The organism is Microbacterium sp. NPDC087592, from assembly GCF_044743585.1.
Taxonomy (GTDB): domain Bacteria; phylum Actinomycetota; class Actinomycetes; order Actinomycetales; family Microbacteriaceae; genus Microbacterium.
In genome coordinates, this window is sequence record NZ_JBIUWT010000001.1 from 2,586,185 (window position 1) to 2,611,670 (window position 25,486).

A 25,486-nucleotide genomic window follows, 5' to 3' on the forward strand; every position below is an offset into this window, starting at 1 on the left:
AGGGATGCCTGAGCAGCACCACCGCCCTGTGCGCCGACCGTCCTCCTCCTTCGACAACATCGTCGGCGCGCACGATCCCGCCGAAGAGACGCGGGTCGCACACGCCACGGCATCCGCTCTGCTGACGCGCGTCCGTGCGGACGAGAGCGGTGCCAGCGCGGAGCGGCTCGTGGCATTCACCTCCGAGCACGGCATCGACGAGATCGCGGAGCTGTGGTCGAAGGCTCCGTCCCGCACGCTTCCCGGCGCGCTGTGGCGCCTGTACGTGCTGCAGCTCGCGATCCACGCCGACGCCCGCACGGCCGCGCTGCTCTACGACCGCGGTCGGGTGGAGCTGGCCTCGGCCGATGTCGTGATCGCCGGCGCTCCGGTGCCGGCGAGCCCTGACGAGCTCGTCGCGCTGATCGACACGATCCTGCGCGGGGCGTTCCGCGGGGACTTCGCGGTGGCTCTCGACCGCGCCGCCGCGTTCTGCCGGGTGCAGGCTTCGGGGGCGACCCACTCGGCGGACGACTACGAGCCCACCGAACCGGCGCGAGCCAGCGAACTGACCACCCGAGCGCTGCGACTCAGCAGCTATGCGCAGGATCTGGCGGCCGCAGCGGTGCTGTGGCGCACGGGGGCTCTCAGCTGACGGACACGCTCCGGCGGGCCGCCGGCCCTGCAGAATAGAGCCCGGACAAAGAAAAGACCGGGCCGCAAGAACGCCTCTCGGCGGAAGGCCGCTCGTAGCGGCGAAAAATGGAGCCCGGGGTTATGCGGCCCGGCCACTCAATTGTAACGCGATGCGGCGGTGGCTATTCCCGCCCTCTAGGCTCGGATCATGACCGGGCGTTTCGCACTCATGATCGATCCCGTGCCCGCCGAGGAGCAGCGCTCCGACTACGCCGACACGTTCACGCAGGTGGATGCCGCGGCCCCCGCGCTCAGCGTGGGAGAGCTGAGCACGCAGCGCGGTGACGGCGTGTTCGAGTCGATCGGCGTGGTCGACGGGCATGCGCAAGAGGTCGTCCCGCACCTCGAGCGGCTCGCGCACTCGGCACGCCTGTGCGACCTTCCGGTGCCGAACCTCGCGCAGTGGCGCCAGGCCATCGACCGGGCCGCGGCACAGCTCGGTGCGGGCGAATCCGTGATCAAGCTCATCCTCAGCCGCGGCGTCGAGCACGGGCCCACGCCGACGGCATGGGTGACGGCGGCGCCGGCAGCCGACTTCTCCGCCGTGCGGGAGACGGGCGTGCGCGTCGTCACCCTCGACCGCGGATACGACCTGGGCGCGGCCGAGCGGGCGCCGTGGCTGCTGCTGGGCGCCAAGACCCTCTCGTACGCCGTGAACATGGCTGCTCTTCGTGAGGCGCACCGGCGCGGGGCGGACGACGCGATCTTCCTCTCGAGCGACGGCTTCGTGTTGGAGGCGCCGACGGCTTCGCTGATCCTCCGGTTCGGCGACCGCTTCGTCACCCCCGCCCCGAACGGCGGCATCCTGCACGGCACGACCCAGCTCAGCGTGTACGACCATCTCGCGGCACAGGGTTTCGACGTCGGCTACGACCGCATCCCGGCGACGGATCTCCCGCAGGCGGATGCTGCATGGCTCGTGTCGAGCGTCCGCCTCGCTGCGGCCATCACCGCCGTCGACGATGTCTCGCTCCCGGTCGACGCGGCCCTCACGGCCGACCTGAACCGCTACCTGCTCTCCCCGCGCGACTGAGCGTCGAGGCGTCGCCGACACGCGAGAGGGTCCGAGAACCGAAGTTCCCGAACCCTCTTCCGTCAGCCTCGACTCACCCGAAGCGGCCGGAGACGTAGTCCTCGGTGGCCTGCACGGACGGGGTGGTGAAGATGCTCGTCGTGTCGTCGTACTCGATGAGCTTGCCCGGCTTGCCGGTGCCGGCGATGTTGAAGAAGGCCGTCTTGTCGGACACGCGGGACGCCTGCTGCATGTTGTGCGTGACGATGACGATCGTGAACTCGTTCTTGAGCTCGCCGATCAGCTCCTCGATCGCGTAGGTCGAGATCGGGTCGAGAGCCGAGCACGGCTCGTCCATCAACAGCACCTCGGGCGAAACGGCGATCGCGCGGGCGATGCACAGACGCTGCTGCTGCCCGCCGGACAGGCCGGATCCCGGGCGGTCGAGCCGGTCCTTGACCTCATTCCACAGGTTCGCACCGGTGAGTGACTTCTCGACCAGGGCGTCCTGGTCGCTCTTCGACATCCGGGTGTTGTTGAGCTTCACGCCCGCGAGGACGTTCTCCTTGATCGACATCGTGGGGAACGGGTTCGGCCGCTGGAACACCATGCCGACCTGACGGCGCACGAGCACAGGGTCGACGCCGGGACCGTAGAGGTCCTTGCCGTCGAGCAGCACCTCACCTTCGACGCGGGCGCCGGGGATAACCTCGTGCATGCGGTTCAGGGTGCGCAGGAACGTGGACTTGCCGCACCCCGAGGGGCCGATGAAGGCGGTCACGCTGCGCGGCTGGATGTCGAGGGAGACGCCCTCCACGGCGAGGAAGTTGCTGTAGTAGACGTTGAGGTCGTTGACTTCGATGCTCTTGGACACGTGGATTCCTGTTCTGAGTTGTCGGGCGCTCAGCGGCCGGAGACCTTCGGGGCGAACCACTTCGCGATGAGACGCGCGAGCAGGTTCAGGACCATGACGATGAGGATGAGGGTGAGGGCGGCGGCCCACGCGCGCGCGACGGCGGCGTCGGGGCTCGTGCCCTGGTTCATGTACTGGTTGTAGGCGAACACCGGCAGGGTCATCATCTGACCGTTGAAGATGTTCAGGTTCATGCTCTGGGTGAAGCCGGCGGTGAGCAGCAGCGGCGCGGTCTCGCCGATGACGCGGGAGATCGCGAGCATGACCGAGGTCATGATGCCGGCGATCGAGGTCGGCAGTACGACCTTCAGGATGGTCAGCCACTTCGGAACGCCCAGGGCGTAGGAAGCCTCGCGGAGCTCGTTCGGGACGATCCGCAGCAGTTCCTCGCTGCCGCGCACGACCACCGGTGTCATCAGCACGGCGAGGGCGAGGGCGCCCATGAAGCCCATCGAGATGCCGGGCTTGAAGATCAGGGCGAACGCGGCGTAGATGAACAGACCGGCGACGATCGACGGGATGCCGGTCATCACGTCGACGAAGAACGTGATGGCCTTGGCGATCTTGCCGCGGCCGTATTCGACGAGGTAGATGGAGGTCATCAGACCGATCGGCACCGAGATGACGGTGGCGGTCAGGGTGATGAGCACCGTGCCCCAGATGGCGTGCACGATGCCGCCACCCTCACCGACGACGTTGCGCATCGAGTAGCTGAAGAACTCGGCATCGAACCGTTCGACGCCGTTGGCCACGACCGTCCACAGCAGCGACACGAGGGGAAGCAGGGCGATCAGGAAGGCGGTGGCGACGAGCGCCGTCATCAGTCGGTCGATCGCTTTGCGACGGCTCTCCGCGATCGACGAGATCACCGTGATGATGACCATGTAGAGCAGGATGCCGACGATCGCGGTGCCGACGATGTTGAAGTCGGCGAGGCTGGACCCGGCGGCTGCGGCGGCGATCCCGAAGATCGCGGCGGAGATGGCGAAGGATGCCGCGAGCAGGGCCCACGGCGCCCACGTCGGCAGCTTGCCGGAGGTGAGCGAGGCAGCGTTGGCCGAGGCGGGGGGAGCGGAGGTGAGGGTGGTCATGTCAGTTCGCTCCCGAGAACTCGGCGCGGCGCGCGACGATCCAGCGCGCCAGCGCATTGACCGCGAAGGTCACGACGAAGAGGATGAGGCCGGTGGCGATGAGCGTGTTGACACCGGTGCCGTGCGCCTCCGGGAAGGCCAGGGCGATGTTGGCGGGGATCGGCGTCGGGTTGGTGGCGGTGAGCACCAGGAAGCTGACGACGGCCGAGGGGGAGAGCACCATGGTCACGGCCATGGTCTCGCCGAGTGCTCGTCCCAGGGCCAGCATCGCGGCGGACACCATGCCACCGCGGGCGAAGGGGAGAACCGCCATACGGACCATCTCCCAGCGAGTGGAGCCGAGGGCGAGTGCCGCTTCTTCGTGGAGCTTCGGTGTCTGCAGGAAGACTTCGCGGCAGATGGCCGTCATGATCGGGATGCACATCACCGCGAGCACGAGGGCCGCGGTGAGGATCGTCTTGCCCGTCGACGAGACCTGGCCGCCGAAGAACGGGACCCAGGAGGCGTTCGTGTTCAGCCAGGCGTAGATGGGCTGCAGCAGGGGAGCGAGCACCAGCCCGCCCCAGAGGCCGAACACCACGGACGGCACGGCGGCGAGCAGATCGATGACGTATCCGAGGAAGGCCGCGAGCCTCCGGTGCGCGTAGTGCGAGATGAACAGGGCGATGCCGATGGCGATCGGAGCGGCGATGAGCAGGGCGATGAACGAGGCCCAGAGCGTGCCGAAGACCAGCGGCCACACGTACACCCAGAAGGATTCGCCCTTGAGGATGTGGTTGTCGCTGGTGTCGAGCTGGAACGCCGGGAGGCTCTGGATGAAGAGGAAGGCGGCGACGAGCGCGAGGACGATGAGGATGATGATCCCCGCCCCGAGCGCGGTGCCGGAGAAGACCCGGTCTCCGAGTCGCTGCTTCGCCTTGATCGGTGCGGGCGGCGCTTTGGCCGGTGCCGGTGTGGGCGCCTGCGCGGTCGTGCTCATGATCTCCCTGTTTCGGGCCGGGTAGATGTGGATCGGATACTGACCGGGAGGTGCCCCCGCGCCCCGTCGGGACGCGGGGGCACCGCTGTCAGTGGATCGGCTGGATCAGCCGACCTGGATCAGGTCGATCGCGGCCAGCACCTGCTCGCGCAGGCCGTCCGAGATCGGGGCGCTGCCGGCGTTCTCCGCGGCGGCATCCTGGCCCTCGGCACTCGCGATGTAGGAGAAGTACTCCTTCACGAGCCCCGCGACGTTGCTGTCCTCGTACTGCTCGCAGCCGATGAGGTAGCTGACCAGGGCGATCGGGTAGGCGCCGTCCGCGGCGGCGGACGGGTCGACGTCGAAGACGAGGTCGGCCTCGCCGCGGCCCTCGGCCAGCGGCGAGCCCTCGACGAGCTTCGAAGCGGCCTCCGCCGAGTACGGGACGAATTCCTCGCCGACGCCCACGGCGACCTGGCCGAGGCCATCGGCCTGCGATGCGTCGAGGAACCCGATGGCTCCGTTGCCGGCCGTGATGGCCTGCTTGACGCCGGAGGTGCCCTGTGCGGCCTCGCCGCCCTGGATCGGCCACTCGTCGGAGACCTCGTAGGTCCAGACATCGGGTGCCGTCGCGCTCATGTACTTCGCGAAGGTCTCCTGCGTTCCCGAGGGGTCGGAGCGGTGCACCGGCGAGATCGCCAGGTCGGGGAGCTCGACGCCGTCGTTCAGCGCGGCGATCTCCGGCGCGTTCCAGTTGGTGATCGTGCCCGCGAAGATGCCCGCGATGGTGGCGGCATCCAGGTTCAGGGCGTCGACGCCTTCGAGGTTGAAGGCGACGGCGACGGGCGAGATGTAGAGGGGGACCTCGACGATGTCGTCCGTGGTGCAGGCGCCGAAGCCGCCGGCGGCGATCTCCTCATCGTTGAATGCGCGGTCGGAGCCGATGAAGTTGCTGCCGCCCTCGAGGAAGTTCTCACGACCGGTGCCGGAGCCCGTGGGCTCGTAGTTGACGGTCACGTCGGGGTTGGCGGTCTGGAACGCGGCGACCCAGGCCTCCTGGGCGGCGGCCTGCGAGGAGGCGCCGGTGGCGTCGATGGTGCCGGAGAGCGTGGACTCGGCAGGAGCCTCGCTCGAGCCGGTGCCGCCTTCGTTCGCGGCGCAGCCGGCGAGGGCGAGAGCGGCGACGGCGCCGATGGCGCCGATTCGTGCGATTCGGGAGATCTTCACTGTGGATCCTTCGATCTTTGATGGGTGGGGCCCGGTGCAGGGCACACAGTGACGCTAGGGGCGACGGTTAACGAGACTCTCCCGAGCAGGTGAACGGCAGGTGAACGACGGGCGACTCTCTGGGGCGCTCCCGCGAGAAATCAAGGAAGCGTCAGACCTTCGGGACGTGGGTCTCGATCGCGATGATCCCCGATCCGGGATTCGTGGCGGAGAGGTGGACGACGGAGAACGCGGCCGGCTCGAGGTCTGCGGCGCTGCTGAGATACGACCCGTGGATGGTGCCGGTGGCCAGCGCGATCTCCGAGAGCAGGCCGGGCAGCACCGGGCCGTGGCTGCACAGCACGGCCGGCTTGCCGGCGCGGATGCGGCGTCCGACGACCGAGCGCAGATCGGACTCGCCGTCCTCCCAGGCGTCCTGGCTCATCTTGTCGGTCTTCACCGGCTTGCGATCGAGTGCACGGGCGAGCGGGGTGATCGTCTCGACGCAGCGCACCGCGTCACTCGTCACGATCCGGCGCACTCCGAAGGCACGCAGCGGTCCCACGATCGACTTCGCCTGCTTTCGACCGCGCTCGGTGAGCGGCCGGGAGGCATCCGATCCGTCCCACTCCGAACGGGGCGTGGCCTTCGCATGCCGCAGCGCGATCACGGGGAAGGTGCGCAGCACTCCGTCGTCGACGAGGTTGGCGAAGAAGTCGAGGATCTCGAGGTCGACGGGGTAGCTCAGCCGCGCGCGCGCCTTCTTCACGCTGACCCACTCCAGCGCGGCGATCTCGCGGTTGGGCACGAACGTCGACTCCCGGATGGCGGAGTCCGTCGCTTCCGCTGCCCAGTAGTGCACGACCTTCTGCTTCTGGGACGCCAGGTGATACCGGCTCACACCGACCGACACCCCGAGCGAGACGCGGATGCCGGTCTCTTCGTGCACCTCCCGGACGGCGGTCTCGGCGAGCATCTCTCCGGGGTCGACCTTGCCCTTGGGCAGCGTGACGTCGCGGTACTTCGTGCGGTGGATCAGGAGGATGCGCAGCTTGCCGTCGACGAGTCGCCAGACGACGGCTCCCGCCGCGTACACGGCCTTGTCCGCCCACTTCGACCCGTTCGCGGTGTCGGGTGGGAGCTGCAGCTGCCGCCCGGTCATCGCACCGCCCGTGCGCGGCGACGCCGCTGGATCAACCCCATGGTCTTATCCTGCAGGTCGATCAGGGGCTTGCCGTCCGCGTCCTCGGCGTGGCGCTCCCAGACTCCACCGGCACCCAGGTGCCACGAGGTCGTCCCGGCATCCATCGCCAGGTCGAAGAACGTCTGCAGCTCCTTCAGATGGGCGGGGTCGGTGACCCGCACCAGCGCTTCGACGCGACGGTCGAGGTTGCGGTGCATCATGTCTGCACTGCCGATGTACACCTGCGGGTCGCCGCCGTTCTCGAACGCGAAGATCCGCGAATGCTCCAGGTAGCGGCCGAGGATGCTGCGCACGGTGATGTTGTCGCTGATGCCGTCGAGATCCGTACGCAGGCTGCAGATGCCGCGCACCCAGACGTCGACCTTCACTCCCGCAGCACTCGCGCGGTACAGCGCGTCGATGATCTCCTCATCGACCATCGAGTTGACCTTGATGCGGATGTGCGCGGGCACGCCCGCTTCGGCGTTCTTGCGTTCGGCGTCGATCTGGCGGACGAGGCCCTTCCGGAGGTGCAGAGGGGCGACCAGGAGCCTCTTGAACTTCTTCTCGATGGCATAGCCGCTGAGCTCATTGAAGAGTCGGGTCAGATCTTTGCCGACCTGCGCGTCTGCGGTGAACAGGCCGAAGTCCTCGTAGATACGGCTGGTCTTCGGGTTGTAGTTGCCGGTGCCGACGTGGGAGTAGTGCTGGAGCTTGCCGTCTTCCTCGCGGATGACGAGCGCGAGCTTGCAGTGCGTCTTCAGCCCGACGAGTCCGTAGACCACGTGCACGCCGGCCTTCTCGAGCTTGCGCGCCCAGACGATGTTGTTGGCCTCGTCGAATCGGGCTTTCACCTCGACGAGTGCCAGCACCTGCTTGCCGGCCTCCGCGGCGTCGATCAGCGCCTGCACGACCGGGCTGTCGCCCGATGTGCGGTACAGCGTCTGCTTGATGGCGAGCACGTGCGGGTCACGGGCGGCCTGTTCGAGGAACGCCTGGACGCTGGTCGTGAACGACTCGTACGGGTGGTGCACGAGCACGTCCGACTTGCGGATCGCCTTGAAGATGTCGGCGCGGTTGCTCGATCCCGCGGGCTGGAAGGCCACGGCCGTGGTGGGCAGGTGCGGCGGATACCGCAGGTCGGGTCGGTCGATGCGGGACAGGTCGAAGAGGCCGCGCAGATCGAGCGGGCCGGGGAGGCGGTAGACCTCCAGGTCGGTGATGTCGAGTTCGCGGACCAGCAGGTCCATCGTGACGTCATCCATGTCGTCGGTGATCTCCAGGCGGATCGGCGGACCGAACCGGCGACGGAGCAGCTCGGCCTCGAGCGCCTGGATCAGGTTCTCGCTCTCGTCTTCCTCGATTTCCACGTCTTCGTTGCGCGTGAGTCGGAACGCGTGGTGATCGAGCACCTCCATGCCCGGGAACAGGTCGCCCAGGTGGTTCGCGATGAGCTCCTCCAGACGCAGGAAGCGCTTGATCTCGCCGCCGCCGGGTACCTCCACGAAGCGGGGGAGCATGGGTGGCACCTTGAGGCGCGCGAACTCCTGCCGACCGGTCCGCGCGTTGCGGATGCGGATCGCGAGGTTCAGCGAGAGCCCGGAGATGTACGGGAACGGGTGCGCCGGGTCGACCGCCAGCGGCATCAGCACGGGGAAGACCTGGGCCTGGAAGTACTCGGACAGCGCGGAGCGCTCGCCGTCGGTGAGCTCCGACCAGTCGGTGATCTCCACGCCGGACTCGGCGAGGGCGGGGCGCACCAGCGAGATCCATGCGTCCGCGTGGCGCAGCTGCAGGGCGTGCGCCTCGCGGGAGATGTCCGCGAGCGCGTCGACGGGGGAGCGGCCGATGTTGGTCGGCACCGCGAGCCCGGTCATGATGCGCCGCTTGAGACCCGCCACGCGCACCATGAAGAACTCGTCGAGGTTGCTGGCGAAGATCGCCAGGAAGTTGGCCCGTTCGAGTTCGGGCAGCGACGGATCCTCGGCGAGCTCCAGCACGCGCTGGTTGAAAGCGAGCCAGCTCAGCTCGCGATCCAGGTAGCGGTGGTCCGGGAGCTGGGAGTCGGGGGACTCGATGGCGTCGAAGTCATCGTCTTCGGCGTCTCCGAGGCCGGCGTCGGCGAGTGCGGGATCGATCATGGGGTACATCTAAGCACCGCCGGGTGACGCTCGTGTGAACAGCGTCCGTCCTCACCCGGCCGCGGCGATGCTCTCGTCCTCGTTGACGTTGAAGCGATAGCCGACGTTGCGCACCGTGCCGATGATCTGCTCCTGGTCGCCGAGCTTCGCCCTGAGTCGTCGCACATGCACGTCGACGGTGCGGGTCCCGCCGAAGTAGTCGTAGCCCCACACCTCGCTGAGCAGCTGCTCCCGGGTGAAGACGCGCGAAGGATGCGTCGCGAGGAAGTGCAGCAGCTGGAACTCCTTGTAGGTGAGGTCCAGCGGTCTGCCGCGCAGCTTCGCCGAGTACGACTGCTCATCGATCGTGACTCCGGAAGCCTGTACGCGTGCGGGCTCGGCGACGTCATCTCGCCGCGCGAGTGCGAGACGCAGTCGTGCGTCGATCTCGGCAGGGCCGGCGGTGACGAGCAGGACGTCATCGATGCCCCAGTCGCCGGAGAGCGCACTCATCCCTCCCTCGGTGACCACGAGGAGCAGCGGCGCGTCCTGTCCGGTGGCGCGCAGCAGGCGGCACAACGACTTCGCCGCCACCAGGTCATGACGACCGTCGACGATCACGACGTCATACTCCGGGGCGTTGACCAGCTGCGCGGTTTCCGCCGGAATCTGGCGCGCTTTATGGCTCAGCAACTCGAGAGCGGGCAGGACCTGCTCCGAGAGCGGAGCGTTGGTCAGAACCAGGACCAGGGCCACGCGCACTCCTCACCGACGGGCGATCGACGCCGTGCCGCCATGATACCGGGAGCCGATGCGCAACAATGGTGTCATGACGGAACCAGCACTCGCACCGCGCAACGCTTTCGTCGGTGTGATCGTCGTGTGGGCGGTGGCGTTCGTCGCCACCGTCGCGATCGGCATCTTCGTGCCGGAGGAATGGCGCGTGCCCTGGATGCTGGTCGGCTTCGGCGGAGTCGTTCTGCTCTCGTTCGCCGTGCAGCTCTGGTACGGGCGCACGCAGGGTTTCATCTTCCGGGTGGCGAGCAGCGTCACGGGCGCCCTGCTGTTGATGGGCCTCATCTCGATCGGTTTCGGGTTGGCCGCACTGATCCCGTCCTGACGTCGGCCCGGCGCGGTAAGGTGGAGCACATGGACCTCATGGCGCTCGAAATCTTCTTCATCGGCCTGCTGGGCCTCGCGAGCCTCGCTATCGTCTTCGTCTCGGCAGTGGTGCTGCGCAACCTCTTCCGCGGCCAGCGCTGACGCGATCGTGATCGAACTCCCCACCGACCTTCCCGCCGACCTCGCCCCGCTCGCGTGGTTGATCGGCGTGTGGGAGGGCACGGGCGTCATCGACTATCCGGTGGGTGATGAGCGTCTGCAGGGCGAGTTCACGCACCGGGTCAGCTTCAGCCACGACGGCGGCCCGTTCCTCAACTACTCCGGCACCGCGACCTTCCTCGCGGAAGACGGCGCACCGTCGACTGCGCTTCTCGCCGAGACCGGTTTCTGGCGGCTCGCTCGCCCGGCCGCGCCGGCGGATCCGGGTCCCGCACTGCTCCCGCCCCTGGCTCCCCCCGTCGCACGCACGGTCGACGATGTCGAGGAGCTACGCGCACCCAGCGGCGGCTTCCCGATCGAGGTGTCGGTCGCTCACTCCGACGGCGCACTCGAGCTCTACATAGGCGAGATCAACGGACCGCGCGTCGACATCGGCACCGATGCCGTGGTCCGCAGTGCCGGTGCGAAGGTGCACACCGCCTCCTCCCGCATGTACGGCCTGGTCGACGGTCATCTGCTGTGGGCATGGGATGTCGCGGCCCTCGGCACCCCGCTCCGTTCGCACGCCTCGGCCCGGCTGGCCAAGGTCTGACGTGTCGGGCTTCGGCGAGCTCGACGGTGTCGTGTCCGACGGCGATCGGATCATGCACTTCGGTGATGCCTTCCGCGAGCAGCGGCGTCTCGCCGAGGGGGCGGCCCTCGCCCCACTCGGTGACCGGACGATCATCGAGGTCTCGGGCCCGGAACGGCTGACTTGGCTCGACTCGATCACTTCGCAGTCGGTGGGCCGTCTCGCTGCCGGCGAGAGCACGGAGCTGCTGGTGCTCGACCCGCAGGGGCGCGTGGAGCACGCGGCCGGCGTCCTCGACGACGGCACATCCACTTGGCTCCTTGCCGACGCCGGCGATGCCGATGCACTCGCGGGCTGGTTGACCCGCATGAAGTTCCGCACGCAAGCCACGGTCGACGTGCGATCCGACCTCGCGCTGATCGGCTACATCGACGGAGGTGCGGTGGCCCCGACGGCATCCGCCGCAGCGTTCGCGCCGAACGGCAGCCCGCTGATCTGGGCCGACCCCTGGCAGCGGATCAGCAGTGGGGGGCACCAGTACGCCGAGGTCGCCGAGCATCCGGCTGCGGATTACGCGTGGCGGGTCGCGATGCTGAGCGCGGACGCGGCGGATGCGCTCGCCGCATCGCTCGACCGCGATGCTCTCGCCGGGCTCCTCGCCGCCGAGGCGCTGCGCATCGCCGCCTGGCGTCCGCGGTGGAGCACCGAGGTCGACGAGCGCTCGCTGCCGCACGAGTCCGACTGGATCCGCAGTGCCGTGCACCTGAACAAGGGCTGCTACCGCGGACAGGAGACGGTCGCCAAGGTGCACAACCTCGGACATCCTCCGCGCCGATTGGCCGCGCTCCATCTCGACGGCAGCGACGCCGTGCTTCCTGAGCCCGGAGCAACGGTGTTCGCGGGGGATGACGAGGTCGGCCACATCACGTCGGTGGCGCGGCACCACGAAGACGGGCCGATCGCGCTCGCCATCCTCTCGCGCCGCGCACCGATCGGAGACCTCGTGGTGCGCGCGGACGGCATCGACATCGCGGCGTCCCAGCAGGTGATCGTGCCGGCGGATGCCGGTGCCACGGCCGACGTCCCGCGCCTCACTCGACTGTCTCGTCGTCCGTCTGCGCCCGATCCGCGCGACGCCCCTGCTGCGTCCTGATGCGATGGGCGTCGCGCGCTACTCGGCGTGATGTCCTTCCGTGGCGCGGAGCGCCGCGAGCTGCTGAATCCTCGGTCGGGCCACGAGCCACCCGGCGATGAGTGCGGGGATAATGACGACCAGACTGGCGACGGTCCAGGTCCCGGTCGGGTAGTCGAACGCCATGAGGACGATGACCGCCGCGAGGAAGGCGAGCGTGAGGTAGGACGTGAAGGGCGCGCCGAACAGTCGGAACGCCGGGCGCTCGAGCCGACCCTGCTTCGCGAGTCGATGCAGCTGGAGCTGGCAGAGGATGATCGTCGCCCACGCGGCGATGATCCCGAGCGCCGACATGTTCAGCACGATCTCGAAGGCATCCTCGGGTACGACCGCGTTCAGAAGCACACCCCCGAGAGCGAACAGCCCGGTGAAGACGATGCCGGCGACGGGAACGCCACGCTTGCTCATCCGGCCGGCCACCGCCGGGGCGGCCCCGGAGGCGGCGAGCGAATGGAAGACCCGGCCCGTGGAGTACAGGCCGGCGTTGAGGCCCGAGACGGCGGCGGTGATGACGACGAAGTTCATGATGCTGCCGGCCACGGCGCCGACCTCGGGCCCGCCGACGTGTGAGAAGAACGTCACGAAGGGGCTCTCGCCGGCCTGGTAGACGGTGTACGGCAGCAGGAGCGCGAGCAGCAGCACGGAGCCGACGTAGAAGACTCCGATGCGGAGGATGACCGAGTTCACGGCGCGGGGCATGAGCTTCTCGGGGTTCTCTGTCTCGCCGGCAGCGGTGCCCACAAGTTCGATCGACGCATACGCGAACACGACTCCCTGCATCACGATGACCGCGGGGAGCACTCCTTCCGGCACGAAGCCGTTGTGTTCGGCGAGCATCGTCAGCCCCGTCGCGCCTTGATCCGTCTTCCAGCCGGCAGCGAGGAACACGATCCCCAGGACGAGGAACAGCGTGAGCGCTGCGACCTTCACGATCGAGAACCAGAACTCCATCTCGCCGAACAGTCGCACGGAGACGAGGTTGAGTCCGACCACGACGATGAGCGCGATCAGAGCGAGAAGCCATTGCGGAAGCACGTCGAAGACCGACCAGTAGTGCACGTACAAGGCGACGGCCGTGGAGTCGACGATCGCCACCATGCCCCAATTGAGCAGGTAGAGCCAGCCTGCCGCGAACGCCAGTTTCTCCCCGTAGAACTCCCGCGCATACGAGATAAAGGACCCCGACGATGGCCTATGGATCACGAGCTCACCGAGAGCTCGGAGGATGAAGAATGCGAAGACACCGCACACCAGGTACGACACCGCGAGCAGGGGCCCCGCGGAGTGCAATCGTCCCCCTGCGCCCATGAAGAGCCCGGTGCCGATCGCGCCCCCGAGCGCGATCATCTGCAGGTGTCGCGGTTTCAGGGCGGTGCGATATCCCCTCTGCTCATGCGAGAAGTCCTGAACTGCGGTTGCGACGTCTCCGAGGCGCTCACGCCTGTTCTCCTGTGCCGCCGCGGGATCGTGCTCCCGTGGGGGATCGGTGATCGCCATTCACATCTCCTGTCCTCGGAGTTCCGCAGCCACTGTGCTGCCGACCTCGGCGCATGCGAACGCCAGCTAACACGTTACATGTTGCTGTGGGGCCACAGTGTGCTCACCGGAATGCCGCATGACCACATCCGGCAGCGGTTTGCTCAGGGAGCGACGGCCGCCCACGGCAGCGTGAGCTCGCCCAGCCGCCAGCGCGTCCGTCCGCCGAGCACCGGCCACCCCTGCGCGCGAAGAGCCCCCACCGCGGCGAGGAAGCGCTGTGTGGCACCGAACGTCGACAGGGGGGCGGCCCGCTCCCACTCGCGGTCGAGCTCGACCAGCAGTGCGTGGATGCGTTCCCCCGGGATGTTGCGGTGGATGAGCGCCTTCGGCAGCCGTTCCGCGACGATGCTCGGCCTCTCGAGGTCGGCGAGCCGCAGCGAGATCGTGAAGCGCAGTGGCACGGCGTGCGCATCGACATCGATCCAGCTCGAGACGCGGCCGATCTCATCGCAGGTTCCCTCGAACAGCAGGCCGCCGGGGGCTAGCCGTGACGCCATCCGGCCCCACGCGTCGGGGACATCCCCTTCGTCGTACTGGCGCAGCACGTTCATGGCGCGGATCACCGCGGCTCGTCGTCCGCCGGGGAGGGGGACCTCGAAGCCGCCTCGCGCGAACGAGACCGGCAGGTCGGCCGCGAAGGGTGTGTGCCCCGCTCGGACCTCGGCGAGCTGGGCATCGGCCGTGGCCACGCGCACCGGATCGATCTCGAGGCCGCGCACCTCGACGTCGTCGCGCACCCGGACCAGACGCGTCGCGAGTTCGAATGCCGTGACGCCGCTGGCGCCGTAGCCCAGATCGACGACCAGTGGATCGGATGCTCGGCGCAGGGCATCGCTCGCGGCGATCCAGCGGTCGTTCCGCCGCAGACGGTTCGTCCCCGTGGTGCCGCGGGTCGGCCGGCCGAGGGGAGATGACGCCATGTCTCCATCCTCCCAGCATCCGAATCGAGCGTCGGCGCCGGCCACGGATAAACTGGCGACATGACTGCGACGCGCACCCTCATCCTGCTCCGCCACGGCCGGAGCGAATGGAACGAACTGAACCTGTTCACCGGTTGGGTGGACGTCCGCCTCAACGCGCAGGGCGAGAAGGAGGCACGCCGCGGCGGCGAGCTGCTCGCCGAGTCCGGCATCCTCCCCGATGTGCTGCACACCTCGCTGCTGAGCCGTGCGATCCAGACGGCGAACATCGCGCTCGACGCCGCCGATCGTCTGTGGATCCCGGTGACCCGGTCCTGGCGGCTCAACGAGCGCCACTACGGTGCTCTGCAGGGCAAGGACAAGGCGCAGACGCTCGAGGAGTTCGGTCCCGAGCAGTTCCAGCTCTGGCGCCGCTCGTTCGACGTGCCGCCGCCCGTGCTCGACGACGAGAGCGAGTTCAGCCAGGTGAACGACGTCCGCTACGCGGGCATCGACGGCGAGGTGCCGCGCACCGAGTCGCTCAAACTCGTCATCGACCGTCTGCTTCCGTACTGGGAGAGCGCCATCGTGCCCGACCTCGAGGCCGGCAAGACCGTGCTCGTCACGGCGCACGGCAACTCGCTCCGGGGTCTCGTGAAGCACCTCGAGGGCATCAGCGACGACGACATCGCCGAGCTGAACATCCCGACCGGCATCCCGCTGGTCTACGAGCTGGACGAGAACAACGTGCCCACCGGCCCCGGTCGCTACCTCGACCCGGAGGCTGCTGCTGCCGGTGCCGCCGCCGTCGCGGCCCAGGGCAAGAAGTAAGAGCCTCCGGAAGGACGAAGCCCCCGATGCGACCGCATCGGGGGCTTCGTCCTTCCGGGGCGCGGGTCAGGCGTGCCCGAACTCTTGCTGCTCGAGTTCCTGCTGTTCGACGGCGAGGGGAATGTCCTCCTCCTCGACCGCCCAGTCGCCGGTGGCGAGGTAGACGACCTTCTTCGCGACGGCCACCGCGTGGTCGGCGAAGCGCTCGTGGTAGCGGCTGGCGAGCGTCGCGTCGACGGTGGCCGTGGCCTCACCCTTCCAGTTGTCGCTGAGCACCTTCTCGAAGACCGTGGCGTGCAGCTCGTCGACGTCGTCGTCCGCGTTGCGGATCGCGTCGGCGAAACGCAGGTCCTGGGTGCGCAGCAGCTCCGAGAGCGTACGCGCGACCTCGACATCGAGCTCGCCCATCTTCACGAAGGTGCCCTTGAGCCCCTTCGGGATGGCCCGCTCGGGGAAGCGGAGTCGGGCGAGCTGGGCGATGTGCTCGGACATGTCGCCCATGCGCTCGAGTGAGGCGCTCACGCGGAGTGCTGTGACGACGATGCGCAGGTCGCGGGCGACCGGCTGCTGGCGGGCGAGGATCTCGATGGCCTGCTCGTCGAGGGCCACGGCCAGCTCGTCGATCTTCGCGTCGTCCGCGATGACCTCTTCGGCGAGGGCCACGTCGCTGGTGGCGAAAGCCCTGGTGGCCTTGTCGATGGAGACCGTGACGAGGTCGGCGATCTCGACGAGGCGATTCTGGAGGTCCTCGAGGGACTGGTGGAAGACTTCGCGCATGTTGGGGCGCAACCTTTCATTCGGATCTCGGCTGAGTCAGCGCGAGAAGGCGGGTCGTCCGCACAGGAGCAGGTCTGTGCTCCCGCACAAGCCCGAAGCGATTGTCTGCTTCGAAGGTTAACGAACGGTGCCCAGCACGTGAATAGTACTTCTCCTGTTCCCCCCAGGGCGCGGAAACCCGCCGGACGGACGGTGAACGCACTCTACGCTTATGACATGACCTTGCCGCAGCTCGCGCTGTCTTCGCTCGCCATCGGGCTGGTGATCGGCGTCGGCCTCTCCCTGCTCGTGGTGTGGGCCTATCGGGCGCGGGCCCGGGTTCAGGAAGAGACGTCGCTGGCGATCCCTCCCGGCATCACCGATGTGCTGCACAGCATGGACGACGCGGCGGGAGTGGTCGACACGTCGGGGCTGGTGCTCGCGGCGTCGGACGCTGCGAGCAGGTTCGGGATCGAGGTCGGCTCGACGCTCGACAATCCGGAGCTGCGTCAGCTGGTACGCGGGGTCAGGACGGCCGGCGGCACGGCCACCGAATCGATGCGCATCACGCGAGGCGGACTGAGCCTCGATCCGCGACTCGTCTCGGCTCGTGCGAGCGCGATCGGCACCCGCCTGGTCCTGTTGATCATCCGCGACGTCACGGAGCAGGAGCGGCTCGATCAGATGCGTCGGGACTTCGTCGCGAACACGAGCCACGAACTGAAGACACCGGTGGGTGCGGTGAGCCTCCTCGCCGAAGCGATCGAGTCCGCGGCCGATGACCCGGCGCAGGTGCGCATCTTCGCCGCCCGGATCTCGGCGGAGGCGGGTCGGCTCGGACAGCTCACCGGACGCATCATGAGCCTCTCCCGGCTCCAGGCCGAAGACGGTCTGACCAAGGTGGGACCGGTCGCGATCGACGAGGTCATCGCCGCCTCCATCGAAGCCCATGTCGTGCAGGCCGACTCCGCGGGCGTGGAGCTCGCCAGGGGAGGCGACCGCGGCGTCTGGGTGCGCGGTGACGCACAGATCCTGATCGAGGCCGTCGGTAATCTGATCGCGAACGCCATCGTCTACTCGCCCCGCGGTTCGCGCGTGGGAGTCGGCGTCCGGGCGGAGGACGGCGTGGTCGAGATCGCCGTCTCCGACCAGGGCATCGGGATCGCCGAGGCCGATCGGGAGCGCATCTTCGAGCGTTTCTACCGGGCCGATGAGGCCCGTTCCCGGCGTACGGGAGGCACCGGACTCGGGCTCTCCATCGTCAAGCACGCCACGCAGCGCCACGGCGGGGAGGTGCGGCTGTGGTCGCGCCCCGGCCGAGGATCCACCTTCACGATCCGACTTCCTCGGATCGATGCCCCCGATCACGCCGACACGGGCAAGAAGAGCAAGAAGAAGCGTGCGCGCAAAGCGGCCAAGGCTGCGGCATCCGCGCGCGTTCGAAACGGAGAGAGAGCATGACCCGAATCCTTCTCGTCGAAGACGAGCCCGACCTCGCCGACCCGCTCGCGTACCTGCTGCGACGTGAGGGGTACGAGGTGGAGATCGCGGAGGACGGCCCCGGCGCGCTCGCGGCTTTCCGGGAGCGGGGCGCCGACATCGTGCTGCTCGACCTGATGCTGCCCGGGATGCCCGGCACCGAGGTGTGCCGGCAGATTCGCTCGACCTCGGCGGTGCCGATCATCATGCTCACGGCCAAGGACTCCGAGGTCGACATCGTGGTGGGACTCGAGCTCGGGGCGGACGACTACATCACGAAGCCCTACTCGTCCCGCGAGCTGCTCGCCCGCATGCGCGCCGTGCTGCGGCGGGTGGTGCAGGCCGACAGCGAACTCGACGAGCGTGTGCTCGACGGCGGCAGGGTCTCGCTCGACATCGACCGGCACACCGTCTCGGTCGCCGGTGAACAGATCAACATGCCCCTGAAGGAGTTCGAGCTCCTCGAGGTCCTCATGCGCAACTCGGGTCGAGTGCTCACGCGCGGCCAGCTGATCGATCGGGTCTGGGGGAGCGACTACTTCGGTGACACGAAGACGCTCGACGTGCACATCAAGCGCATCCGCTCCCGCATCGAGGAGAACCCGAGCGAACCCGTGATGCTCGTCACCGTGCGGGGTCTCGGATACCGCTTCGAGGGCTGAACACCGAAGAGGCCGGCGCCCCGTGGGGTGCCGGCCTCTTGCGTGTTCCGTGCGGAGGGTCAGTCCGCAGGCGCCGGAGCTGCCGTGTCGGTCGGCATCGGGGTCGGAGTGGGTACCGACTCCGAGGGGACCAGGTCTGCGTAGTAGGGGAGCGAGCCGTCGAGCACGGGCACCTCGGCCTTGACGCCCGTGGAGTCGCCCGACTGGAAGTGCATTTCGACGGTCGCGCCGGGCATGGTGTCGAGGCCGACGATGCGCAGCGGCTCCTCGTCGGCGCCGAGGCTCACCGTGCCACCCGCCGGAACGGTGACGGTGAACGTCTCGCTGTCCGCGAGGGCGATGGTGAGCGTGGCGCTCTCATCGGTCGGGTTGACGATGCCGGCGATGAAGTTGCCGACCGAGCCGTCGTCGGTGGCGATGACGAGGGCGTTGCGCACATCGATCGGGCCGTCGGCGTCGGAGATGTTCACTCCGTCGGAGGCCGCGTACTCGGTCTTCGTGGACTGAGGAGTGATGAATGTGCACCCGGTGGCGCCGAGCAGAACGAGAGCGCTGAGCGCAGCAGACGCAACAAGGCGCGATTTCACGGGTCCTCCTGAGGTCCGGCGGGATGTCCGCATCCATTCTATGGGTAAGTCGTGACGGGCCCGGGGCCCAGGGGGCGCGAACCTTAGCGCATCTCCCCTGTGGTATCCTTGAGGTTGCCGAAAGGACACGTTTTTATGCTTTTTGAGGTTGGCGAAACCGTCGTCTATCCCCACCATGGCGCTGCGACCATCATCGAGGTCAAGGAGCGCATCATCAAGGGTGAGGCGAAGAAATATCTGAAGCTCAACGTCACCCAGGGCGATCTCATCATCGAGGTTCCTGCTGAGAATGTCGACCTGGTCGGCGTTCGCGACGTGATCGGAAAAGAAGGTCTCGATCATGTCTTCGAGGTGCTGCGTGCACCCTTCACCGAAGAGCCCACCAACTGGTCTCGTCGGTACAAGGCGAACCTCGAGAAGCTCGCCTCCGGAGACGTCATCAAGGTGAGCGAGGTCGTCCGCGACCTGTGGCGCCGCGACCAGGACCGCGGCCTGTCCGCGGGGGAGAAGCGGATGCTGGCGAAGGCTCGTCAGATCCTCATCTCCGAGCTCGCGCTCGCGGAGAAGACCGACGAGGACAAGGCGGGCGCACTGCTCGACGAGGTCCTCGCCTCCTGAGTTCTCTGCGAAGGGGCGGATGCTTCGGCATCCGCCCCTTCGTCGTTCCCGCCACGCGGTAGCGTGAGACGGTGACTCTGCTTCCCGTTCCCGACATCGCGATCATCGTCGTCGCCGCCGGTTCCGGCACCCGGCTGGATGCGGGGGCGCCGAAGGCCCTCGTCGGAATCGACGCGCACTCGATCCTTCGCCACGCGCTCGATGGCGTCTTCACCGCGGAACCCGCTCAGGTCATCGTCGTCGCACCGGCCGGATACGAAGGTGACGCACTGGCGGAGCTGGATGCGGCGGCAGGCGATCGACGCGACCTCGGCCGTGTCGTGGTCGGTGGCACGACCAGGCAGCAGTCCGTCGCTGCAGGTCTCGCCGCGCTGTGGGGCGATGTGATGACGGTTCTCGTGCACGATGCGGCTCGCGCCCTGACTCCTCCGGCGCAGATCGATGCGGTCGCTCGGGCCGTCGTCCCGGGGGAGGGCGTCATCCCCGTACTGCCCGTTGTCGACACGCTCAAGAAGGTGGCGGGGGGCGCGGTGGTCTCGGCCGTGGACCGTTCCGAGCTGGCTGCCGCGCAGACACCGCAGGGGTTCCCCCGTGCAGAGCTCGAAGCAGCCTATGACACAGCGCTGACCGCCGGCATCGAGTACACCGACGATGCGGCTCTGTTCGCCGCCGCAGGACACCGGGTCCGGCATATCGAGGGTTCCAGCCGCGCGTTCAAGATCACTACTCCCGGTGACCTGGAACGTGCGCGGCACCTGCTGGAGGCATCGGCGCCGATGGCACGCCCGACCTCGTCGGTGGACATCCCGGGTATCCCCCGCGTCGGCATCGGCACCGACGTCCACGCCTTCGGCGGCGACGGGAACCTCTGGCTCGCCGGCCTCGAGTGGCCGGGGGAGCAGCCGCTCTCCGGGCACTCCGACGGCGATGCGGTCGCTCACGCGGTGGTCGACGCGCTCCTGGGGGCGGCGGGCCTCGGCGACATCGGCGAGCACTTCGGCACGTCCCACCCCGAGTACGCCGGCGCCCATGCCGACGTCTTCCTCGCTCGCACGCGTGAGCTGCTCGCCGAATCCGGATTCGTGATCGGCAACGTGTCCGTGCAGTTGCAGGGGAATCGGCCGCGCTTCAGCCCCCGACGTCACGAGGCGGAGGCGTTCCTGTCCGCGGTCCTGGATGCTCCGGTGTCGGTCACGGCCACGACGACCGACGGTCTCGGCTTCTCCGGACGCGGCGAGGGCATCGCGGTGACCGCGATCGCCCTGGTCGTGCCCGACGTTGCGCGCAGCACGTGACGATCGCCTGAGAAACCCCCCGATCCATCGGCAGAACGTCACAACCTCCGTGAATCGTCCACGCGGGGCGGGCGCTCAGCAGTCCCCGAGTAGGCTTGACCGGTGACCCTCCGCCTCTACGACACCCGCGCACAGCTGCTGCGCGACTTCGTGCCTCTCGACCCCGAGAACATCACGATGTACGTGTGCGGACCCACCGTGCAGTCCGGGCCCCACATCGGGCACGTCAGAGCGGCGCTGAGCTTCGATCTCCTGCGTCGCTGGCTCGAGCACCGGTACGGGCGGGTCACCTTCGTGCGCAACGTCACCGACATCGACGACAAGGTGCTCGCCAACGCGACGGACGGCGAGCCGTGGTGGGCGCTTGCGTACCGAATGGAGAGAGAGTTCACCGCCGCATATGCCGGTGTCGGAATCCTGCCTCCGACGTACGAGCCGCGAGCCACGGCATCCGTTCCTCAGATGCAGGAGCTGATCGCGCTGCTGATCGAGCGCGGACATGCCTATCCGGCTCCCGACGGCTCCGGAGATGTGTACTTCGACGTGCGCTCGTGGTCCGAGTACGGCTCGCTGACGCATCAGTCCCTCGACGCCATGGAGGCGGCCGAGGATGCTGACCCCCGCGGCAAGCGGAACCCGCAGGACTTCGCCCTCTGGAAGGGCACGAAGCCGGAGGAACCGGCGGATGCGACATGGGTGTCGCCGTGGGGCGCGGGGCGGCCGGGATGGCACATCGAGTGCTCGGCGATGTCGAAGCGGTACCTCGGTGCCGAGTTCGACATCCACGGCGGCGGGCTGGACCTCCGCTTCCCGCATCATGAGAACGAGCTCGCGCAGTCGACGGCCGCCGGCGACGGCTTCGCCCGGTACTGGGTGCACAACGGGCTCGTGACCGTCGCCGGACAGAAGATGTCCAAGTCGCTCGGCAACTTCACGCTGGCGGCCGATGTTCTCGCCGCGCATGACTCACTGGTGGTGCGCTACGCACTCGCTGCAGCGCACTACCGTTCGAGCCTCGACCTCGGCGAGTCGTCGTGGACCGAGGCCGAAGCGGCGCTGGGCCGTATCGGCACCTTCATCTCGCGGGTCCGCCGCACCCTCCCCGGGGAGCCGGACGAGGCAGGGATCGGCGAGGTCCCCGAAGCTTTCGCCCTCGCGATGGACGACGACCTCGGCGTGCCTCAGGCGATCGCCGTGCTGCACGAGACCGTACGACGCGGGAACACCGCGATCGACGAGGGTGCGCACGACGACGCCTGGGCAGCATTCGTCGGAGTGGATGCGATGGTCCGCGTCCTCGGATTCGATGAACTCATGTCGGCCGGGGGAGACCTCGCGGAACACCGGACTCTGGACGCTCTCGTCCAGACGATGATCACCCAGCGCGCGCAGGCACGCGCTGACAAGGACTGGGCGGCGGCGGATCGCATCCGAGACGCGATCGCCGCCGCAGGAATCACGCTGGAGGACACTCCGGCCGGAACTCATTGGAGTATCGATGGTTAAGCCACAGCGCCCCGGCGCGAGCAACGGCAAGAAGAAGGGCCCCACCAAGGGCACCGGCGGACTCGGGCGCAAGGCGCTCGAGGGCCGCGGGCCGACCCCGAAGGCGGAGGACCGCGCGTGGCACCCCGCTGGCAAGCGCAAGGCCGCGGCCGAGCGCTATGCCGCGTCGGGCGGCAAGGGACGCCCCGGCGGCAGTCGTCCGGGGTCCGGCGGCGGTGCGAACCGTGCGCCGAAGGCCAAGGCGGGGGACGACACCGAGAATGTCACCGGGCGCAACTCCGTCCTCGAGGCTTTGCGGGCGAAGATCCCGGCGACGGCGTTCTACATCGCGCAGCGCGTCGAGATGGACGACCGTGTGAAGGAGATGCTGGCGATCGCCACGAATCGCGGGATCCCCGTGATGGAGGTCACCCGCCCGGAGCTCGACCGCATGGCCGGCTTCGACGGTGTGCACCAGGGCGTCGCGATCAAGGTGCCGCCGTACGAGTACGCCCACCCACAGGATCTGCTCGAGCAGGTCATCGACAAGGGCGAGGTCCCGCTGTTCGTGGCGCTCGACGGCATCACGGACCCCCGCAACCTGGGCGCGATCATCCGCTCCACCGCGGCGTTCGGTGGGCACGGCATCATCCTTCCGCAGCGCCGCTCGGCCGGTGTCAACTCCGCCGCCTGGAAGACGAGTGCCGGAGCCGTCGCACGGACCCCCGTGGCGTTGGCGACCAACCTCACCGCGCAGCTCAAGGAGTTCAAGAAGCAGGGCGTGTTCGTGCTCGGCCTCGACGGCGACGGCGACGTGTCGCTCCCCGAGCTCCAGCTGGCTGATCGTCCTGTCGTGATCGTGGTCGGCTCTGAGGGCAAGGGGCTGTCCCGTCTGGTCTCCGAGACGTGCGATCAGATCGTCTCGATCCCGATCTCTGCGGCCGCTGAATCCCTGAACGCCGGCATCGCGACCTCGGTCGCGCTCTACCAGGTCGCGTCTCTCCGCGCCGCGAAGAACTAGACCGTCCGAGGAAAGGCAGATCATGGCCCGTATCATCGTGCTCGGAGGGACCGGCTACGCCGGTCGTCACATCGTCCGGGAGGCGGTGAGTCGCGGCCATGCGGTGATCGCGATCTCCCGATCGGAGCCCACCGAACCGGTGGCGGGAGCCGCATATCTGCAGGGTTCCGCCCTCGACCTCGATCCGATCGCGGAAGCGTTCGTCGGGGCGGATGCCGTCGTGTCGGCGCTCTCCCCTCGCGGCGACATGGAAGATCGTGCGCTCGAGGCGCTGTCGAACGTCGTCGACCGGGTCGCGGGCACCGAGACGCGTCTCGGTGTCGTCGGCGGTGCAGGTGGCAGCCTGGTGGCCCCCGGCGGGCCGCGTCTGTTCGACCAGGATTTCCCTGAGGAGTACAAGCACGAGGCGCAGGTCGGCATCGACTCCCTCGCGCTCCTCGAGGAGACGGAGGCCGACCTCGACTGGTTCTTCATCCACCCCGCTGAGGTGTTCGGTCCCTGGGCCGAAGGCGAGCGCACCGGGCACTATCGCGACGGCGGCGACGTGATCGTCCGCGATGCCGACGGCAAGTCGTTCATCTCCGGCGCGGATTTCGCGGTCGCCGTGGTGGACGAGATCGAGCAGGGCAACCACCACCGAGAGCGGTTCACCGTCGGCTACTGATGCCACGACTTTCGGCGACCGCACGGGCTATCGCTGAATGCACGGCTCGCTGACGCACGCATGCGGTGTGCTCGGCAGTAACCCGTGCACTCGGTGCCCGGCCAGGGTGTCAGACCAGGTCGCGCCAGTCGATGTCCTCGTCGTCATCCGCCACCGGAGTCGCACCGGTGACGACCGGCAGGCTCATCGTCTCGGTCGGCGGGCCCATGATGGTCGCCTCGTCACGCCGGTGTCGCAGCACTTCGTTGATGTAGCTGGTCAGCACCTCGGCGAGCGGCACCGAGCGCCCCTGCGCCTGCGAGAGGTACCAGCGGTGCTCGAGCACCTGGTGGAAGACCTCGGCGGGCTCCAGCTTGGCTCGTAGCTCGTACGGGATCGCGCGTACCACCGGCTCGAAGACACGGGTGAGCCACTCGTGCGCGTACATCTCCTCGTCCGCCCACTGCTTCGTCGAGCGGGCGCGGAACTCGTCGAGGTCGTTCAGCAAGCGCCGCGCCTGGTTCTCCTCGACGTCCAGCCCCGTCAGGCGGATCAGGCGGCGCTGGTGGTGACCGGCATCCACCACCTTCGGCTGGATCTCGACGACGGTGCCGTCCGCGGTCGTCGACATGGACATCTCGTCGATGTCGAACCCCAGGGCGTTGAGGCGCTCGACCCGCTCCGTGATGCGCCAGGTCTCCGCCGCCGAGAAGGACTCCTGGGCGGTGAGCTCGGCCCACAGCGATCGATACGACGAGACGATGCCGTCGGCGATCGCCACCGCGTCCACACCGTGTTCGAGGCGACCGCCCGCGGCGAGGTCCATGATCTCGCCGGCGATGTTCGTGCGGGCCAGGTCGAGATCGTAGGCGCGCTGACCGTCGGTCAGCCCTTCCTCGTGCAGCTCACCCGTCTCCGCATCGACCAGATACGCGGCGAACGCGCCCGCGTCGCGGCGGAACAGCGTGTTCGACAGGGAGACGTCGCCCCAATAGAAGCCGACGTTGTGCAGCCGCACCAACAGCAGGGCCAGGGCATCGACGAGGCGGGTCGCGGTGTCGGGGCGCAGTACCCGCGTGAAGAGCGCGCGATAGGGCATCGAGAAACGCAGGTGAGAGGTGACCAGCGCGGCCGGAAGAGCCTCGCCGTCGGCATCCGTACGCCCGGCGATCACCGCGACCCGGTCGACGCAGGGCACGTCGAGGCGGGCGAGATTGCCGAGCATGTCGTATTCGCGCTGGGCCATCTCCGCCGTGGTCTCCTTCACGGCGATGACCCGGCCGGAGAGGTCGGCGAAGCGCACGAGGTGGCGGGAGAGCCCCTTCGGGAGCGACACGATGTGCTCCGACGGCCACTTCGCCAGCGTCGTGGACCAGGGGAGGGACAACAGCCCCGGATCGATCTTGCTGGCGGTGATCCGCAGCGAATCCTGCATGATGCTCCCTGGTCGAGGTGGGACAGAAAGAGAC

General features: G+C 68.2%; 25 protein-coding genes. 13 read left to right on the top strand and 12 right to left on the bottom strand.

All coding sequences use genetic code 11. The features are described 5' to 3' along the window. Positions 1-4: 4 nt before the first annotated feature. Positions 5-634: a hypothetical protein gene (locus ACIOTO_RS12525; RefSeq protein ID WP_029262784.1), complete on the top strand. Its 630-nt coding sequence runs from the start codon at positions 5-7 to the stop codon at positions 632-634. Positions 635-823: 189 nt separating this feature from the next. Beyond that, positions 824-1,708 carry an aminodeoxychorismate lyase gene (locus ACIOTO_RS12530; protein ID WP_372469224.1) on the top strand — a complete coding sequence of 295 codons (885 nt, stop codon included), beginning with the start codon at positions 824-826 and terminating at the stop codon, positions 1,706-1,708. A gap of 73 nt (positions 1,709-1,781) precedes the next feature. Here ACIOTO_RS12530 and pstB read toward each other — a convergent pair whose 3' ends face one another. From pstB to ACIOTO_RS12565, 7 genes are all read right to left on the bottom strand, one after another. Next, the gene (gene pstB / locus ACIOTO_RS12535) at positions 1,782-2,561 is read right to left on the bottom strand and encodes a phosphate ABC transporter ATP-binding protein PstB (protein WP_029262782.1); all 780 of its coding nucleotides are present in this window, start codon (positions 2,559-2,561) and stop codon (positions 1,782-1,784) included. Between the two features lie 29 nt (positions 2,562-2,590). Next, a complete protein-coding gene (pstA, locus tag ACIOTO_RS12540; protein WP_400858029.1) occupies positions 2,591-3,691 on the bottom strand; it encodes a phosphate ABC transporter permease PstA in 1,101 nt (366 codons plus the stop codon). Position 3,692: 1 nt separating this feature from the next. After that, positions 3,693-4,670: a phosphate ABC transporter permease subunit PstC gene (pstC, locus tag ACIOTO_RS12545; protein ID WP_051662330.1), complete on the bottom strand. Its 978-nt coding sequence runs from the start codon at positions 4,668-4,670 to the stop codon at positions 3,693-3,695. Positions 4,671-4,775: 105 nt separating this feature from the next. After that, on the bottom strand, positions 4,776-5,876 hold the full coding sequence (locus ACIOTO_RS12550; protein ID WP_262001249.1) for a phosphate ABC transporter substrate-binding protein PstS: 1,101 nt from the start codon (positions 5,874-5,876) through the stop codon (positions 4,776-4,778). A gap of 151 nt (positions 5,877-6,027) precedes the next feature. After that, entirely contained in the window at positions 6,028-7,017 is a 990-nt protein-coding gene (locus tag ACIOTO_RS12555; protein WP_372469226.1) for an NUDIX domain-containing protein, read from the bottom strand. After that, positions 7,014-9,179 carry an RNA degradosome polyphosphate kinase gene (locus ACIOTO_RS12560; RefSeq protein ID WP_029262777.1) on the bottom strand — a complete coding sequence of 722 codons (2,166 nt, stop codon included), beginning with the start codon at positions 9,177-9,179 and terminating at the stop codon, positions 7,014-7,016. The genes ACIOTO_RS12555 and ACIOTO_RS12560 overlap by 4 nt, the downstream gene beginning before the upstream one ends. Before the next feature lie 51 nt (positions 9,180-9,230). Then, on the bottom strand, positions 9,231-9,914 hold the full coding sequence (locus ACIOTO_RS12565) for a response regulator transcription factor (RefSeq protein ID WP_029262776.1): 684 nt from the start codon (positions 9,912-9,914) through the stop codon (positions 9,231-9,233). A gap of 73 nt (positions 9,915-9,987) precedes the next feature. On the opposite strand from ACIOTO_RS12565, the gene ACIOTO_RS12570 reads away from it, so the two are divergent. From ACIOTO_RS12570 to ACIOTO_RS12580, 3 genes are all read left to right on the top strand, one after another. Continuing rightward, on the top strand, positions 9,988-10,278 hold the full coding sequence (locus ACIOTO_RS12570; protein WP_400858030.1) for a hypothetical protein: 291 nt from the start codon (positions 9,988-9,990) through the stop codon (positions 10,276-10,278). A gap of 150 nt (positions 10,279-10,428) precedes the next feature. Next, the gene (locus ACIOTO_RS12575) at positions 10,429-11,031 is read left to right on the top strand and encodes an FABP family protein (RefSeq protein ID WP_029262774.1); all 603 of its coding nucleotides are present in this window, start codon (positions 10,429-10,431) and stop codon (positions 11,029-11,031) included. Position 11,032: 1 nt separating this feature from the next. Further along, complete coding sequence (locus ACIOTO_RS12580) at positions 11,033-12,163, top strand: YgfZ/GcvT domain-containing protein (RefSeq protein WP_400858031.1); 1,131 nt, start codon at positions 11,033-11,035, stop codon at positions 12,161-12,163. 18 nt (positions 12,164-12,181) lie between these two features. On the opposite strand, the gene ACIOTO_RS12585 is transcribed toward ACIOTO_RS12580, so the two are convergent. Both ACIOTO_RS12585 and ACIOTO_RS12590 read right to left on the bottom strand, forming a co-directional pair. Then, positions 12,182-13,699, bottom strand: coding sequence for an amino acid permease (locus ACIOTO_RS12585; RefSeq protein WP_400858032.1), 1,518 nt, complete (start codon positions 13,697-13,699; stop codon positions 12,182-12,184). 143 nt (positions 13,700-13,842) lie between these two features. Next, positions 13,843-14,661: a class I SAM-dependent methyltransferase gene (locus tag ACIOTO_RS12590; protein ID WP_400858033.1), complete on the bottom strand. Its 819-nt coding sequence runs from the start codon at positions 14,659-14,661 to the stop codon at positions 13,843-13,845. A 60-nt stretch (positions 14,662-14,721) separates the two neighbouring features. Between ACIOTO_RS12590 and ACIOTO_RS12595 the strand changes: the two genes are divergently transcribed. Further along, positions 14,722-15,471, top strand: coding sequence for a phosphoglyceromutase (locus ACIOTO_RS12595; RefSeq protein ID WP_021199094.1), 750 nt, complete (start codon positions 14,722-14,724; stop codon positions 15,469-15,471). A gap of 66 nt (positions 15,472-15,537) precedes the next feature. Here ACIOTO_RS12595 and phoU read toward each other — a convergent pair whose 3' ends face one another. Then, positions 15,538-16,248: a phosphate signaling complex protein PhoU gene (phoU, locus tag ACIOTO_RS12600; protein ID WP_029262770.1), complete on the bottom strand. Its 711-nt coding sequence runs from the start codon at positions 16,246-16,248 to the stop codon at positions 15,538-15,540. Between the two features lie 216 nt (positions 16,249-16,464). Between phoU and ACIOTO_RS12605 the strand changes: the two genes are divergently transcribed. Beyond that, positions 16,465-17,688 (top strand): cell wall metabolism sensor histidine kinase WalK, encoded by a 1,224-nt coding sequence (locus ACIOTO_RS12605; RefSeq protein ID WP_029262769.1) that lies wholly within the window; start codon positions 16,465-16,467, stop codon positions 17,686-17,688. Beyond that, positions 17,685-18,368 (top strand): response regulator transcription factor, encoded by a 684-nt coding sequence (locus ACIOTO_RS12610; protein WP_029262768.1) that lies wholly within the window; start codon positions 17,685-17,687, stop codon positions 18,366-18,368. Before ACIOTO_RS12605 ends, ACIOTO_RS12610 begins: the two co-directional genes overlap by 4 nt. Before the next feature lie 59 nt (positions 18,369-18,427). Here ACIOTO_RS12610 and ACIOTO_RS12615 read toward each other — a convergent pair whose 3' ends face one another. Then, on the bottom strand, positions 18,428-18,955 hold the full coding sequence (locus tag ACIOTO_RS12615) for a DNA modification methylase (RefSeq protein ID WP_400858034.1): 528 nt from the start codon (positions 18,953-18,955) through the stop codon (positions 18,428-18,430). 135 nt (positions 18,956-19,090) lie between these two features. Between ACIOTO_RS12615 and ACIOTO_RS12620 the strand changes: the two genes are divergently transcribed. The 5 genes from ACIOTO_RS12620 (at position 19,091) to ACIOTO_RS12640 (ending at position 24,038) form a co-directional block, all read left to right on the top strand. Further along, complete coding sequence (locus ACIOTO_RS12620; protein WP_017201416.1) at positions 19,091-19,573, top strand: CarD family transcriptional regulator; 483 nt, start codon at positions 19,091-19,093, stop codon at positions 19,571-19,573. 71 nt (positions 19,574-19,644) lie between these two features. Continuing rightward, positions 19,645-20,868, top strand: coding sequence for a 2-C-methyl-D-erythritol 4-phosphate cytidylyltransferase (gene ispD, locus ACIOTO_RS12625; protein WP_400858035.1), 1,224 nt, complete (start codon positions 19,645-19,647; stop codon positions 20,866-20,868). A 102-nt stretch (positions 20,869-20,970) separates the two neighbouring features. Beyond that, positions 20,971-22,374 (top strand): cysteine--tRNA ligase, encoded by a 1,404-nt coding sequence (cysS, locus tag ACIOTO_RS12630; RefSeq protein WP_262001242.1) that lies wholly within the window; start codon positions 20,971-20,973, stop codon positions 22,372-22,374. Next, the gene (gene rlmB / locus ACIOTO_RS12635) at positions 22,367-23,374 is read left to right on the top strand and encodes a 23S rRNA (guanosine(2251)-2'-O)-methyltransferase RlmB (protein ID WP_029262764.1); all 1,008 of its coding nucleotides are present in this window, start codon (positions 22,367-22,369) and stop codon (positions 23,372-23,374) included. Before cysS ends, rlmB begins: the two co-directional genes overlap by 8 nt. Before the next feature lie 22 nt (positions 23,375-23,396). Next, a complete protein-coding gene (locus ACIOTO_RS12640) occupies positions 23,397-24,038 on the top strand; it encodes an NAD(P)-dependent oxidoreductase (RefSeq protein WP_262001241.1) in 642 nt (213 codons plus the stop codon). Positions 24,039-24,147: 109 nt separating this feature from the next. Here ACIOTO_RS12640 and ACIOTO_RS12645 read toward each other — a convergent pair whose 3' ends face one another. Further along, positions 24,148-25,452 (bottom strand): DUF4032 domain-containing protein, encoded by a 1,305-nt coding sequence (locus tag ACIOTO_RS12645; protein ID WP_262001240.1) that lies wholly within the window; start codon positions 25,450-25,452, stop codon positions 24,148-24,150. Positions 25,453-25,486 lie beyond the last annotated feature (34 nt).